The organism is Mesorhizobium sp. J18 (assembly GCF_007829525.1).
Lineage (GTDB): Bacteria > Pseudomonadota > Alphaproteobacteria > Rhizobiales > Rhizobiaceae > VLJP01.
Window position 1 is genome coordinate 88,055 of the sequence record NZ_VLJP01000023.1, and the last position, 14,237, is coordinate 102,291.

Consider the following 14,237-nt stretch of genomic DNA (forward strand, 5'->3'; position numbering starts at 1 on the left):
GAGAGAAGATGTCGACGGGGACCAGTTCGTGATCGACGTCCTTTCGAGCAGCACAAGCCGCGCGATGCGTATATAGACGCTGTAGTCGGCGCCAAACAGGCGCGGCTTGCTGCTCATTGCCGATGTCAGGCCATCGCCCTCTGCAGGTTCTCGTCGATCTTGTCGAGGAAACCGGTTGTCGAAAGCCAGGGCTGGTCCGCGCCGATCAGGAGCGCCAGGTCCTTGGTCATGAAGCCGGACTCTACCGTCTGGATGCAGACCTTTTCTAGTGTATCGGCGAATTTGGCCAGTTCCGCATTGTTGTCGAGCTTGGCGCGATGGGCGAGGCCGCGCGTCCAGGCGAAGATCGAAGCGATGGAGTTGGTCGAGGTCTCCTCGCCCTTTTGGTGCTGGCGATAGTGACGGGTCACTGTGCCATGCGCGGCTTCGGCTTCGACGGTCTTGCCGTCCGGCGTCATGAGAACCGAGGTCATCAGGCCGAGTGAGCCGAAGCCCTGCGCCACCGTGTCGGACTGTACGTCACCGTCATAGTTCTTGCAGGCCCAGACATAGCCGCCGGACCATTTCAGGCTGGAGGCCACCATGTCGTCGATCAGGCGATGCTCGTACCAGATCTTCTTTTCCTTGAACTTGGCTTCGAACTCGGCCTCGTAGATCTCCTGGAAGATGTCCTTGAAGCGTCCGTCATAGGCCTTGAGGATCGTGTTCTTGGTCGACAGATAGACCGGATAGCCGCGCTGCAGGCCATAATTGAAAGAGGCGCGGGCAAAATCACGGATGGAATCGTCCAGATTGTACATGGCCATGGACACGCCCGAGCCCGGAGCGTCGAATACATCATGCTCGATAACCTGGCCGTCCTCACCGACGAACTTGATCGTGAGCTTGCCCTTGCCGGGAAACTTGAAATCGGTGGCACGGTACTGGTCGCCGAAGGCGTGACGACCGACGATGATCGGCTTGGTCCAGCCCGGCACCAGGCGAGGCACGTTCTGGCAGATGATAGGCTCGCGGAAGATCACGCCGCCGAGTATGTTGCGGATCGTGCCGTTGGGTGACTTCCACATCTTCTTGAGGCCGAATTCCTCGACGCGTGCCTCGTCCGGCGTGATGGTGGCGCATTTCACGCCGACGCCATGCTCCTTGATCGCATTGGCGGCATCGATGGTCACCTGATCGTCGGTGGCGTCCCGGTTCTCTATGCCGAGATCGAAATATTTCAGGTCGATGTCGAGATAGGGGTGGATCAGCTTATCCTTGATGAACTGCCAGATGATGCGGGTCATCTCGTCTCCGTCGAGTTCGACGACAGGGTTTTCGACCTTGATCTTCGCCATAAGAAGTGCCTCGTTTCTGAAAGGGAACCGGAGGACCGCGTGGGAGGCTGCGGCCGCAAATGCGGCCCCTATAGCACTGTGCGCCTAGAAGGCAAAGCCGGTGCGGGAGGGCTAATAGCGGAACTGATCAAGGCTGCGACATGTCCGACAAGGAGTGACGGTTGCCCCTTGCCGAACTGATAACACGACGATGGGTAAGCGTGCGTGTGCCGCGCGGATCCTCACCGCCAGTTCGTTCATCACGAGCCCCTTCTATTCTCGGCGTGAGTATGGCAGGGACACGCGGCATTGCAACTTCATCGATCGGGCACAATGGCAGGCACGGACCGCGAGCGCGAAATGATCCAGGAGGGGCCGGCGATCATCCTCGTCGAGCCGCAACTCGGCGAAAATATCGGCATGGTCGCCCGCGCAATGGCGAATTTCGGCCTGGTTGAATTGCGCTTGGTGAATCCGCGCGACGGATGGCCGAATGAGAAGGCAAGGGCGGCGGCCAGCCGTGCTGATCATGTGATCGACGGCACAGTGGTATTTGCCGACCTGCGAGATGCTGTTGCCGACCTGAATTTCGTCTACGCAACGACGGCGCGGCTGCGCGACAATTTCAAGCCGGTGCGCGGGCCGGTCGAGGCAGGGCGTGTCCTTCGTGCCCGTTTTTCAGCCGGTGAGAAGACTGGCATTCTCTTTGGCCGTGAGCGCTTCGGCCTTTACAACGAGGAGGTCGGACTGGCTGACGAGATCGTGACTTTCCCGGTCAATCCGGCCTTTGCCTCCCTCAATATCGCGCAGGCCGTGCTGCTGATGTCCTACGAATGGATGAAGAGCGGTCTTGCCTCCGAAACCAGCACGGCCTTTTCGAGCCCGGACATTCATCCGGCACCCAAGCAGGCGCTTCATGGCTTCCTTGAGCATCTGGAAGATGCGCTGGAGGCAAGAGGTTATTTCCGGCCGGCGACGAAGAAGCCCAAGATGGTTGACAATCTGCGCGCCGTGCTGACGCGTCCGAGCTTTACCGAGGCCGAGATCAAGGTTCTGCGTGGCGTCCTGGCGTCGCTCGACTATTTCACGCCCAAAGAGCCGCGCGGCTCCGGCTATCCCGAGCGCAAGGCGCAAGCGGACCGCGCTGCGGAAAAACGGCGAGGCGAGGAAGATTAGCCCTCTGGCGAACCATGGCTGAGAGCGCCGAGGCGATCTATGCGAATTGCCATTGTCCCGCAGGGCGGATAGAAGCGGACCATGAAAGAACGTATTGCCTTCTATGCTGGGTCATTCGACCCGTTGACCAACGGCCATCTCGACGTGCTCAAGGCGGCATTGACGATTGCTGATATCGTCTATGTCGGTATCGGCCTACAGGCTTCGAAAACGCCGCTTTTCAGTTTGGAGGACCGCGTTGCCCTCATTGAGAAATCGGCGGCGGATGAATTGGGCGAGGATGCGAACCGCATCCGTGTGGTTTCCTTTAAGGGTCTGCTGATCGAAGCGGCGCGCCAGCACGGCGCCACGATCATGATCCGCGGCCTGCGTGACGGCACGGATCTCGACTACGAGATGCAGATGGCCGGCATGAACGAGACCATGGCACCGGAATTGCAGACCGTATTTCTGCCGGCGAGCCCTTCAGTCCGAACGATTACCGCCACACTTGTGCGCCAGATCGCCTCCATGGGCGGTGATATACGACCTTTCGTGCCCAAGGTCGTCGCAGACGCTCTGAAGGCGAAATTCGCGTCCTGAAAAGACAAACAGGGAGTTTCATTCGATGCAGCTTTCCAGGCTTGCTTCATCGCTGCTCGTTGCGGCTGGAGTCCTCGTCGGTGCTGGTTTGGCCCAGGCCGCCGATCCGGAAAACACCATGATCATCAAACTCAAGGACGGCGAAGTCGTCATCGCTCTGCGGCCAGATCTGGCGCCCAAGCATATCGAGCAGATCAAGGCGCTGGTGCGCGAGGGCGCCTATGACAATGTCGCTTTCCATCGCGTCATAGACGGCTTCATGGCACAGACGGGCGATGTGCAATTCGGGGACATGGAGGACGGTTATTCACCAGAACGTGCGGGCACAGGGGGCTCTGACAGACCGAACCTGCCGGCGGAATTCTCGCAGGAGAATTTCGTGCGAGGCACTGTAGGCATGGCCCGCGCCCAGGACCCGAATTCGGCCAATTCACAGTTCTTCATTATGTTCGCGCCGGCTCCATCGCTTGACGGACAGTATACGATCGTCGGCGAGGTCGAATCGGGAATGGAATTCGTCGACAACATCAAGAAGGGCAATGACGCCATGAACGGCGCCGTACAGAATCCTGACCGCATGATCGACGTGAGCATCGCGGCCGATTCCCAGTAACACGAACAGAAGGATAACAGCGATGGCCGAGATCAAGGATCCCGAAAACACTCTCATTCTCGAGACGACCAAGGGCAAGGTGGTGATAGAGATGCTGCCCGACCTTGCGCCGAAGCATGTCGAGCGCATCAAGGAACTCGCCCGCGAAAAGGCCTATGACGGCGTGGTTTTTCATCGCGTCATAGACGGCTTCATGGCGCAGACGGGCGACGTGCGCTATGGCAAGACTGACTCAAAGTCCTTCAATCAGGCGCGTGCCGGTATGGGAGGTTCCGACAAGCCGGACCTGCCCGCGGAATTCTCGAATATGAGTCATGTGCGTGGCACTTGCTCTATGGCCCGCTCGCAGAATCCGAATTCAGCCAACTCGCAGTTCTTCATCTGCTTTGAAGATGCTCCCTGGCTCAACAGGCAGTATTCCGTCTGGGGGCAGGTGATCGAAGGCATGGACAATGTCGACCAGATCAAGCGCGGCGAACCTGTGAAAGATCCTGATCAGATCGTTTCGATGCGCGTCGCTGCTGACATCTGAGCGACAATGCGTTTACTGGCAGCCGCTCTCCTGTCGGTCGTCATCCCGGCGAAAGCTTTGGCGAGCGGCTCTATATCCTGCTCGTCGGAGGACGGGCAGGCTTCCGTCGAACTGACTGTCGGCAGCCTCCCGGTCCTGAAGATCGTGCGGGCAACCTTGTCGGCAGGCGGGCGGCAGTGGCATACGGATGGTTCCGGCGAAGCGGCGATGGCCATAAGTCAAGCCTTCCAGGACGACGAAACGCTGCGCGTCGATTTTACCGATCCGAATGTCGAGCGCGTCTTGGCAAAACTGCGCCTGTTCCATGTCGTCGAAGGCAAGGATGCAGCCATGGCCGGCACAGTGCAGGTGGCCGGCGATGGCGTGTGGCCGCTTGCTTGCATCGGACCTTGATTTTGTGGGCCTAAGAAGCCGTGCGCGTTGAGCTTTTCGATTTCCATCTCCCGGAGGAGCGCATTGCGCTGAGGCCAGCGAGCCCGCGCGATTCCGCGCGCATGCTCGTCATACGCCCGGACGGGCTGGAGGACCGAATCGTTCGCGAGCTTCCTGATCTCTTGCGGGCGGGTGATGCGCTCGTATTCAACGATACCAAGGTTATTCCCGCCCAACTTACCGGCCTCAGGAGGCGTGACGGATCCGTTGCCCAGATCGACGCGATGCTGCATATGCGCGCCGGGCCGGATCGCTGGAAAGCTTTTCTGCGCCCGGCCAAGCGCGTGGCCGAGGGTGAGCGCATACAGTTCGGCCATGGCGGCAATGCCTGCCTGCTTGGCTCGCTGGACGCCACGGTCGCCGAAAAAGGCGAAGGAGGGGAGGCGCTTCTGGTCTTCGATCTTTCCGGCCCTGCATTGGACGAGGCGATAGCGGCTGCCGGGCATGTCCCTCTGCCCCCTTACATTGCTGCGCGCCGGCCCGACGACGAGCAGGACTGGGAAGACTACCAGACTATCTACGCGCGTGAGAAAGGGGCGGTCGCCGCGCCGACAGCGGGCCTGCATTTCACGCCGGAGCTGATGACGGCGTTGGATGCACGCGGCATTGAACGGCATTTCGTGACACTGCATGTCGGTGCCGGCACGTTCCTGCCGGTCAAGGCGGAGGATACGGCCGACCACAAGATGCATGCGGAAAGCGGCTATGTCAGCGCTAACACTGCCGAAGCCCTGAATGCGGTGAAGAAGAGGGGGGGCAGGATAGTCTCAGTCGGCACCACTTCCTTGCGGCTTCTGGAGAGTGCTGCGAACGAGCAGGGACGGATCAGCGAGTGGTCCGGTGCAACGGACATCTTCATCACACCGGGCTATCGCTTTCGCACGGCCGATATCCTGATGACCAATTTTCACCTGCCGCGCTCAACCTTGTTCATGCTGGTCTCGGCTTTCTGCGGGCTGGAGACGATGCGCGCTGCCTATGCCCATGCGATTGAAAATAAGTACCGCTTCTATTCCTATGGGGATGCAAGCCTCCTTCTCAGGGAGAAGTGAAATGGACGAAGATCTGAACGGCATGGATCGCATGGCGCTGATAGCCGAGGTCAAAAGGCTGCGTGCGGGAATTCGCACGCATCGAGATTCGACAGGTCATGAGCTTTGCTGGCATCAACCCGATCTGTGGGCTCTTCTGCCAGAACAAACTGAGCCTTCCATAGCGGTGCCGCCATGGCCGAAATTCATGCGCGGTTGCATCCGTTATCGCCAATCCCTCGATGAACAGGCGCCCAATGCGGCTGTCCATGACAAAGAATTCGATGGCTGACGCATTCTCCTTCCGCGTGATAGCCACCGATAGCAAGGCGCGTCGCGGTGAGATCACCATGCCGCGCGGTACGGTACGTACGCCGGCTTTCATGCCGGTCGGCACCGGCGGCACGGTCAAGGCCATGTATATGGATCAGGTGCGGGCGCTGGGTTCCGACATCATTCTCGGCAACACCTATCACCTGATGCTGCGGCCCGGTGCCGAGCGCGTGGCCCGACTCGGCGGCCTGCACGAATTCGCGCGCTGGCGCTATCCGATCCTGACCGATTCCGGTGGCTTCCAGGTCATGTCGCTGGCGCAGTTGCGCAAAATCAATGAGAAGGGCGTCACCTTCCGCTCGCATGTCGACGGTCATGTCTACGAGATGTCGCCCGAGCGCTCCATCGAGATCCAGGGGCTTTTGGACTCCGACATCCAGATGCAGCTTGACGAGTGCGTGCGGCTYCCGGCCTCGCAAGACGAGATCCGCCGCGCCATGGAAATGTCGCTGCGCTGGGCGGAGCGATGCAAGACGGCTTTCGGTGACCAGCCGGGCAAGGCCATGTTCGGCATCGTTCAGGGCGGCGACGTGGCGGCATTGCGCGAGCAATCGGCCCATGCTCTGGCGGCGCTGGACCTGAAAGGCTACGCCATCGGCGGTCTTGCAGTCGGCGAGCCACAGGAGATCATGCTGGCAATGCTTGACGTGACCTGTCCGGAACTCCCGGCTGAGAAGCCGCGCTATCTGATGGGCGTCGGCACCCCTGACGATATCCTGAAGTCGGTGGCGCGGGGCATCGATATGTTCGATTGCGTGATGCCGACCCGGGCAGGGCGGCATGGGCTGGCCTTCACGCGTCATGGCAAGATAAACCTGAAGAATTCGCGCCATGCGGAGGACCCGCGACCGCTCGACGAGGAAAGCGATTGCCCTGCGGCCCGCGACTATTCGCGCGCCTATTTGCATCACCTTGTGAAATCGGGCGAGTCGCTTGGCGGCATGCTGCTGACCTGGAACAATCTGGCCTACTACCAGAACCTGATGCAACAAATCCGTGAAAGCATCGAAACGCGTACTTTTGCCGAAAGGGCGGCCCAACTCGCCGAGGGCTGGGAGCGTGGCGACATTCCGCCACTTTGAACATATCCCGACTGATCTGGCCTGAAATGCCGTGGTGTCCGGCCTTTGCTGCATAGTTTACCGGCAAGGACACGTGCAATTGCCGCATTAGCGAGCAAAAATCCCGGCCGGTTCCCACTGCGAATGCCTAACCTGTCGAATACACTTGCTTTTTTATTTTTCGCCCGATGAAATGAGGCTCGGAGAGGAGAAGTCGCGGTGGCATTCGACGAGATGCGCCTGGACGAATCCGGGCTCAGGGAACCCTATAGAGGCTACGATCGCTGGTTCCGGCAACAGGACCCTTTGCGCCTGACCGAAAAGATGCAGGACGCTGAAAGGGTTTTCCGCAAGACCGGCATTACCTTTGCCGTCTATGGTGAGGAAGAAGCCTCCGAGCGTCTCATCCCTTTCGACATCGTGCCGCGCATCATCTCCGGCTCCGAATGGCGCAAGCTCACCCAAGGCATCGAGCAGCGAGTGCAGGCGCTCAACGCCTTTCTCGATGACATCTATCACCGGCAGGAAATTTTGCGGGCAGGGCGGGTACCTAAGGACATCATTGCCCGCAATGAAGCATTTCTGCCGGAAATGATCGGCGTGCGACCGCCGGCGGGCGTATATACCCATATCATAGGCACCGATATCGTGCGCACTGGCGAAAATGAGTTTTTCGTCCTGGAGGACAATGCCCGCACGCCTTCCGGCGTCTCCTACATGCTAGAGAACCGTGAGACGATGATGCAGCTCTTTCCCGAGCTGTTCCGGCAAGTGAAGGTCATGCCGGTCGAGAATTATCCTCAGTTGCTCCGCCAATCCCTTTCTGCCGTGAAGCCCGCCAGTTGCGAAGGGGTGCCGACGGTGGCGGTTCTGACACCCGGCATCTTCAATTCGGCCTATTTCGAACATGCTTTCCTGGCCGATCAGATGGGAGTGGAACTTGTCGAAGGACAGGATCTGCGCGTGGTAGACGGCCACGTGGCCATGCGCACGACGGAAGGTTACAAGCAGATAGATGTTCTTTATCGCCGGCTCGATGATGCCTTCCTAGACCCGCTGACCTTTCTGCCGGATTCGGTTCTTGGCGTGGCCGGCATCATGGACGTTTACCGGGCCGGTAATATCACCATAGCCAACGCACCCGGCACCGGCATTGCCGATGACAAGGCGATCTATTCCTACATGCCGGAAATCATCGAGTTCTACACCGGACGCAAGGCGGTTCTTGGCAATGTGCCCACCTGGCGTTGCTCCGAACCGGACAGCCTTAAATATGTGCTGGAGCATCTGCATGAGCTGGTGGTCAAAGAGGTACACGGCTCTGGTGGCTACGGCATGCTGGTCGGTCCCGCCGCTTCTAGGAAGGAACGCGAGGATTTCGCGAGAAAGCTTTCAGCGCGGCCGAGCAACTATATCGCGCAGCCTACACTTTCGCTTTCCACATGTCCGATCTTGACCAAAAGCGGCCTGGCTCCCCGTCACGTCGATCTGCGGCCTTTTGTGCTCGTCTCAGATCGCATCCGCATCGTTCCGGGAGGCCTGACGCGCGTTGCGCTCAAGGAAGGATCCCTGGTGGTGAACTCGTCCCAGGGCGGCGGCACCAAAGACACATGGGTTTTGGACGACTGATGTTGCTCGGCCGCGCCGCAAACGGACTTTACTGGATGAGCCGTTATATCGAACGGGCCGAAAACATGGCGCGCCTGGTCGATACGGGGTTGCGCCTTGCGCTTACCCAGACGAGCACGTCTGCAGACGAATGGGCTTCTGTAGTGACGAGTGCAGGTGCCCGCATAGCTTTCGCCGAGCGTTATTCCGAGTTTGATGCCGTAACCGTTTCCGATTTTCTCCTCCGCGACATCACCAACCCATCGAGCGTCATGGCCTCGATGGAAACCGCCCGCAACAATGCTCGAATGGTGAGGACGGCGTTGACGCGGGAAACCTGGGAAAGCATCAATGAAGCCTGGATGGCGCTGAAGCGCATACTTGCCGATCCCATTGATGAGCGGGAACTACCGAAAGTGCTGGATGCCATCAAACGCGAGACAGCGCTGATCCGGGGTGCCTTTCAGGGCACGATGCTGCGTAACGAAATCTTCGATTTCGCGCAGATGGGCACGCTGATCGAGCGCGCGGACAACACCGCGCGCATTCTGGACGTCAAATATTACGTGCTGCTTCCTTCCGTGGCATGGGTCGGCTCATCGCTCGACAATCATCAGTGGGAGACGATCCTGCGCTCGGTCTCGGCCCATCGCTCCTATCGATGGGTCTATGAAGCCGAATACAAACCGGCCAATGTAGCCGACTACCTCATCCTGGACCGGCGGATGCCGCGGTCGCTCGCTTTCTGCTATCGTGGTATTGCAGAGGCATTGGATTATCTGGCTGACGCCTATGGTCAGAGGCATGCGTGCCATCAGCTCGTCCACACCAAGCTCACAAAGCTGAAAACCTGTGCCATCAAGGATATTTTCGAAGAAGGACTGCATGAGTTCCTGACCGATTTCATCAGGGATAACAGCGCGCTTGGCGATCAGATTGCCAAGGATTACCGCTTCTATTGACCGGAATACCGAATGCGGTTGAAGATCACTCATCGCACTGAATACTCCTACGACGCGCCGGTGAGCTATGCGCTCCAGCGATTCCGTCTATCCCCGCGCAGCGATCGCACCCAGACGATTCATTCCTGGTCGTTGACCGTCGAAGGAGCGCGCGAAGAAGTCCGCTTCGATGACCAATATGGCAATGACACAAGGCTGGTCAGTGCCGAGAATGGGCAGGAAACAATTAAAGTGACTGCCTCGGGCGAGGTGGAAACGCTCGAAACCAATGGTGTCACCGGCCCGCATCGGGGATTTGCACCGCTATGGCTTTTTCAGAACGAGACGGCGCTTACTGCTGCCGGCCCGGAGATTGTCGATCTGGCTGAGAGGGTGGGCGAAGGAAACGAATTGGACCGCCTCCACCGGCTGATGGGCTTGGTGCGCGAAAAAGTCGCCTATGAGACAGGCTCGACCGATTCGGCGACGACGGCAGAACAGGCACTCGCACAAGGCAGGGGCGTATGTCAGGATCATACGCATGTTTTTTTGGCTGCAGCGCGCCATCTTGGTTTCCCCGCGCGCTATGTAAGCGGATATCTGAAGCTCGATGAGGCGGACGAGCAGGCAGCCAGTCACGCTTGGGCAGAGGCCCATGTGGACATGCTCGGATGGGTCGCCTTCGATTGTTCCAACGGCATCTCCCCGGACGAACGCTATGTGAGGTTGGCGATCGGACGTGACTATCGCGAAGCCATGCCTGTTTCCGGGATAAGGCATGGCGCTGCGCAGGAACGGCTTGCGGTTCACATTACTGTCGAGCAGTAATTCTGATATCGATTCTTACCCGGATTGGAAGCGATGACCTATTGTGTCGGCCTCAAGATCGATTGCGGTCTGGTTTTTATGTCCGATACCCGGACCAATGCGGGCGTCGACAATGTTTCCACATTCCGCAAAATGTACACTTGGACCAATCCGGGGGAACGCGTCGTCGTCCTTCTGGCCGCGGGGAATCTGGCGACCACGCAGGCCGTTGTGAGCCTGCTTAACGAGCGGACCAAGGCGCCTTCGGAACGCGTTCAGTCCGTTCTTGAAACTCAGTCGATGTTTCAGACTGCCTGCCTCATCGGGGATACCGTAAAGGAAGTTGTCAATCTTTCGGTCCCGGCCGGGCAAAAGGCGGATGCCTTTGGTGCCTCTTTCATCCTTGGCGGGCAGATCAAGGGTATGGAGCCGAGACTGTTCCTGATTTATCCCGAAGGCAATTTCATCGAATCCGGCGAGGACACGCCGTTTTTTCAGATAGGTGAAACCAAATATGGGAAGCCGATTCTGATCCGTGCTTACGATCCCAAAATGCGCTTCGCGGAAACAGTGAAGCTCCTTCTCTTATCTTTTGATTCCACTTTGAAATCCAACCTTTCTGTCGGATTACCTCTCGATCTTCTCTATTACGAGCGTGACAGCTTCAAAATCGGCTATCAAAGGCGGATGGGGGTCGATGATCCCTATCTGAGAACGATTTCAACCGGTTGGTCCGATGCGCTGAAAAGTGCATTCCGCAGCCTGCCGGACTTTCAGGAGTAAACACTTCTCGCAACGCAGAAACCCGCGCGTTTCCGCGCGGGTCAATTCAGCTATCCCGATCCTCCAACCTTACGAATAAGGCGAGATGCACGGCCGGCGGGGTCCGCTATAAGGCTGGAACGTATTGTCCGACGCGCGATAAGACCGGTAGCGATTGTAGCACCACTGGACATGCGCATTGCCATAAGACGGCGTGGTGCTGCTTACGGCGCCACCTACGATCGCACCGGCGACGAAGGCCGCGGCCGGAAACCACCAGCCGTTATACTGCCGGTAACCTGGACGGTAATGACGATAACCGCGATGGCCATGGTAATAATAGTGGTCACCACGGCGGTAGAACGCCCGCCGATCCCGGCGGACTTCGCGGCGGTACTCCCTGCGATCACGCCGCAATTCGCGTCTGAATTGACGTCTGTCCCGGCGATTCTGCACCTTGATCACATTCTGCTGCTCGGCCTGAGCGACAGGCGGAGTAATGACGGGAACGGCCGCCGCCGGCAGAATGCTGCTGCCGATCACCGACAGCACTACCGTCCCGATGCACAGTTTCTCTAAAAGGGGCTTCATTTTGAACCTCGTCTCCAAATCTGTCCCTTGCCGTCGGAACGATACCATCCACAGCGTTCCGAATTTTCCTATGGTTTCACTCCAAGTAGTGGGGATTACTGACCGCGGCGGAGAGACCGGTCAACGGCCTCTCCGTTAAATTTTAGTAATAAGGCGAGCGGCACTCCCTCCGCGGCCCATGATAGGGCTGGAAACTATTGTCTGACGCGCGGTAGGAGCGGTAGCGGCTGTAGCACCAGTCCACATGCGACCGGCTGTAGCCGTAGCTCCGATAAGCGGGATAACGCGGCTGGCTCAAGGCACTTCCAATAAGCGCGCCGGCGATAAAGGCGCCGGGAGCGATCCATGCGTCGCTGTGACGATGACGGTGCCTGTAGTGGTGACGCCGGTGGCTATGGTGATGCCGCCAGTGACGGGCGCCACGATAATGCCGCGAATAGCCGCCGCGTCGGCGCTCACTGTACTGCGCCTTCTGGACGAGACCCTGGCCGTTAACCGGAACAGTGGCTGCAAGATCTGCACCAGCACGAGCCATCGGCATGGCAGACGCTGTCATCGGAGCGCCTGCGGTGGATAATGCCACAGCTGCCACACATAAGGGGGTCAGGAACTTGTTCATGTTGCCTCCTCGGACGCGGTTTGCGCGGTCCCGAATCGTTCCACTGATCAACCGTAAAACGATACAAGGTGCGGGAAGGTTCCCACGCAGTCCGAACCGGTGAATGCGCCGGCTGTGACATGAGCTTGAAGGGCAGGGTAAGCCAGAGGTTTAAATTACTCTGCTGGCGCTTGATCCTGTTCGGGTGCTTGCGGCGGTTCTCCCGAAGGCGAGTTCGGCGCCTGCTGTGCTGGTTCCGCAGGGGAGGTGGCTGTAGGATCCGGTGCAGACTGGGCTGCATCTTCCTGTGTCAGAGCCTCGTCCGTCTTCGACTTGATCTCATCGGCTGTCTGTTGACTGATGAGGCCGTAACTTACGGCAAAGCCGACAACGAGAGCGATAACGGCTCCGACAATCGCAGTCTTCAACTTCTTTGGCATTCGTTGGGCCTTCTTGCGGCCGATGCGCTGGTCAAGCGCCTCGGTCTACGATACCCTCCAACCCGCAATTAAGGTGCCGCAACCTCAGCGAGTGGTCAATCCTTGCGTGGCGGCTCCCTCCTTGCAAGGAGTGGAGGTAAAGCAGTCCGTTCGAGGCAAAACATAGCTTGCCATCTTTCGGTAGGTATCTGGCTATACCTGACTTTTTGGTGAGCGCGCTGGGGCTCGAACCCAGGACCTACTGATTAAAAGTCAGTTGCTCTACCGGCTGAGCTACGCGCTCCTGCAGGACGGATGCTGCCCGCGAAGTGGGCGGAACATAGAGAGAGCGGATTTAAGGGTCAACCGCAAAAAAGCTTTCCTTTTTCCCTGGCTTTTGGAATCGAACCCACAACGAGAACTCCCGGCACGATAGTTGCTTCACATTCTCCCGGCCATGCGTCTGATCGTGCAACTCCGGCCGACCTTGCACTGCATGAAAACGCTGCAGCAGGCGCGTGGGGCTTTCATCGAGACTGCCTGCGGGGCGGACATGCTGATCATATAGAGCCAGGTAGAGCGACGGTTTGCCACGCGATGGTGATTGGAGCAGACGCACCAGGTTCGCTATAGGGTTGCGCATCGCAAAGAGCCCAAAAGCAGGACTGAGTTTGGCACTCGATATCGGGTATATGACGGCTGTCGGCGCGGGCGCGCTTTCCTTCCTGTCGCCCTGCGTTTTGCCGCTCGTGCCGCCATATCTTTGCTATATGGCTGGCGTTACGGTCGAGGATTTCCGCGGCGGAACGGCAGGTGCCGAGGCGGGATCGAGACGGCGGGCCCTTTTGACGGCTTCACTTGCCTTCGTTCTTGGTTTCTCGACGGTTTTCGTCGCGCTGGGGGCAGGAGCTTCGACCATTGGGGCTCTTTTGCGTGTATGGCAACAGGAACTTGCGCTCGTTGCCGGCGTCCTCATCATCCTGATGGGGTTGAATTTTCTCGGCATATTGCGCATTCCGCTTCTGTCTCGCGAGGCGCGTTTCCAGGCCAATGGCCGACCGGCGAGCATCGTTGCCGCCTATGTCATGGGGCTGGCCTTCGCTTTCGGCTGGACGCCTTGTATCGGCCCGGTGCTCGGTCCTATCCTGACACTTGCCGGCGGGCGAGAGACAGTGGGCGAGGGCGCCTTGCTGCTGGCCGCCTATTCCGCCGGACTTGGAATACCCTTCCTCGTTGCAGCCTTGTTCTCCGGTGCCTTCATGCGCTTCCTTGGCCGCTTCCGCGTCCATCTGGGGCGCGTCGAAAAGGTGATTGGCGGCCTTCTTGTCGTTGCCGGTGTTCTGTTCCTGACCGGCGGCATTCAATCCGCTTCGTTCTGGCTGCTCGAAACCTTCCCGGCTCTGGGGTCCCTTGGCTGAAATCCGACGACATTGGA

The 14,237-nt window shown here is 58.8% G+C and carries 17 protein-coding genes and 1 tRNA gene; 13 read left to right on the forward strand and 5 right to left on the reverse strand.

The window, feature by feature from the left end:
- Window positions 1-125: 125 nt before the first annotated feature.
- Window positions 126-1,337 (reverse strand): NADP-dependent isocitrate dehydrogenase, encoded by a 1,212-nt coding sequence (locus L598_RS10530; protein ID WP_144862289.1) that lies wholly within the window; start codon window positions 1,335-1,337, stop codon window positions 126-128.
- Between the two features lie 312 nt (window positions 1,338-1,649).
- Here L598_RS10530 and L598_RS10535 point away from each other — a divergent pair, with 312 nt between their 5' ends.
- From L598_RS10535 to L598_RS10590, 12 genes are all read left to right on the forward strand, one after another.
- Window positions 1,650-2,492, forward strand: a complete 843-nt coding sequence (locus L598_RS10535; RefSeq protein WP_144862291.1) for an RNA methyltransferase — start codon at window positions 1,650-1,652, stop codon at window positions 2,490-2,492.
- A gap of 81 nt (window positions 2,493-2,573) precedes the next feature.
- Window positions 2,574-3,074: a pantetheine-phosphate adenylyltransferase gene (gene coaD / locus L598_RS10540; protein WP_144862293.1), complete on the forward strand. Its 501-nt coding sequence runs from the start codon at window positions 2,574-2,576 to the stop codon at window positions 3,072-3,074.
- A 25-nt stretch (window positions 3,075-3,099) separates the two neighbouring features.
- Window positions 3,100-3,687: a peptidylprolyl isomerase gene (locus tag L598_RS10545; RefSeq protein WP_144862295.1), complete on the forward strand. Its 588-nt coding sequence runs from the start codon at window positions 3,100-3,102 to the stop codon at window positions 3,685-3,687.
- Window positions 3,688-3,709: 22 nt separating this feature from the next.
- The gene (locus tag L598_RS10550) at window positions 3,710-4,219 is read left to right on the forward strand and encodes a peptidylprolyl isomerase (protein ID WP_144862297.1); all 510 of its coding nucleotides are present in this window, start codon (window positions 3,710-3,712) and stop codon (window positions 4,217-4,219) included.
- A 6-nt stretch (window positions 4,220-4,225) separates the two neighbouring features.
- Window positions 4,226-4,612 carry a hypothetical protein gene (locus tag L598_RS10555; protein WP_144862298.1) on the forward strand — a complete coding sequence of 129 codons (387 nt, stop codon included), beginning with the start codon at window positions 4,226-4,228 and terminating at the stop codon, window positions 4,610-4,612.
- Between the two features lie 20 nt (window positions 4,613-4,632).
- A complete protein-coding gene (gene queA / locus L598_RS10560) occupies window positions 4,633-5,703 on the forward strand; it encodes a tRNA preQ1(34) S-adenosylmethionine ribosyltransferase-isomerase QueA (RefSeq protein WP_144862300.1) in 1,071 nt (356 codons plus the stop codon).
- Between the two features lies 1 nt (window position 5,704).
- The gene (locus tag L598_RS10565) at window positions 5,705-5,974 is read left to right on the forward strand and encodes a hypothetical protein (RefSeq protein ID WP_144862302.1); all 270 of its coding nucleotides are present in this window, start codon (window positions 5,705-5,707) and stop codon (window positions 5,972-5,974) included.
- Window positions 5,967-7,097: a tRNA guanosine(34) transglycosylase Tgt gene (gene tgt / locus L598_RS10570; RefSeq protein WP_144862304.1), complete on the forward strand. Its 1,131-nt coding sequence runs from the start codon at window positions 5,967-5,969 to the stop codon at window positions 7,095-7,097. Before L598_RS10565 ends, tgt begins: the two co-directional genes overlap by 8 nt.
- Before the next feature lie 213 nt (window positions 7,098-7,310).
- Window positions 7,311-8,705 carry a circularly permuted type 2 ATP-grasp protein gene (locus tag L598_RS10575; protein ID WP_144862505.1) on the forward strand — a complete coding sequence of 465 codons (1,395 nt, stop codon included), beginning with the start codon at window positions 7,311-7,313 and terminating at the stop codon, window positions 8,703-8,705.
- The gene (locus tag L598_RS10580; RefSeq protein WP_144862507.1) at window positions 8,705-9,646 is read left to right on the forward strand and encodes an alpha-E domain-containing protein; all 942 of its coding nucleotides are present in this window, start codon (window positions 8,705-8,707) and stop codon (window positions 9,644-9,646) included. The genes L598_RS10575 and L598_RS10580 overlap by 1 nt, the downstream gene beginning before the upstream one ends.
- Before the next feature lie 12 nt (window positions 9,647-9,658).
- Entirely contained in the window at window positions 9,659-10,453 is a 795-nt protein-coding gene (locus L598_RS10585) for a transglutaminase family protein (protein WP_144862305.1), read from the forward strand.
- A 33-nt stretch (window positions 10,454-10,486) separates the two neighbouring features.
- Window positions 10,487-11,215, forward strand: a complete 729-nt coding sequence (locus L598_RS10590) for a proteasome-type protease (RefSeq protein WP_144862307.1) — start codon at window positions 10,487-10,489, stop codon at window positions 11,213-11,215.
- Between the two features lie 69 nt (window positions 11,216-11,284).
- Here the strand turns inward: L598_RS10590 and L598_RS10595 are convergent, their stop codons facing one another.
- From L598_RS10595 to L598_RS10610, 4 genes are all read right to left on the reverse strand, one after another.
- Window positions 11,285-11,785, reverse strand: coding sequence for a BA14K family protein (locus L598_RS10595; RefSeq protein ID WP_144862309.1), 501 nt, complete (start codon window positions 11,783-11,785; stop codon window positions 11,285-11,287).
- Between the two features lie 142 nt (window positions 11,786-11,927).
- Window positions 11,928-12,341, reverse strand: a complete 414-nt coding sequence (locus L598_RS10600) for a BA14K family protein (protein ID WP_144862310.1) — start codon at window positions 12,339-12,341, stop codon at window positions 11,928-11,930.
- Between the two features lie 218 nt (window positions 12,342-12,559).
- Window positions 12,560-12,823, reverse strand: coding sequence for a hypothetical protein (locus L598_RS10605; RefSeq protein ID WP_144862312.1), 264 nt, complete (start codon window positions 12,821-12,823; stop codon window positions 12,560-12,562).
- Between the two features lie 207 nt (window positions 12,824-13,030).
- Window positions 13,031-13,106: transfer RNA gene (locus L598_RS10610), tRNA-Lys, on the reverse strand.
- A gap of 367 nt (window positions 13,107-13,473) precedes the next feature.
- On the opposite strand from L598_RS10610, the gene L598_RS10615 reads away from it, so the two are divergent.
- The gene (locus L598_RS10615) at window positions 13,474-14,220 is read left to right on the forward strand and encodes a cytochrome c biogenesis CcdA family protein (protein WP_144862314.1); all 747 of its coding nucleotides are present in this window, start codon (window positions 13,474-13,476) and stop codon (window positions 14,218-14,220) included.
- Window positions 14,221-14,237 lie beyond the last annotated feature (17 nt).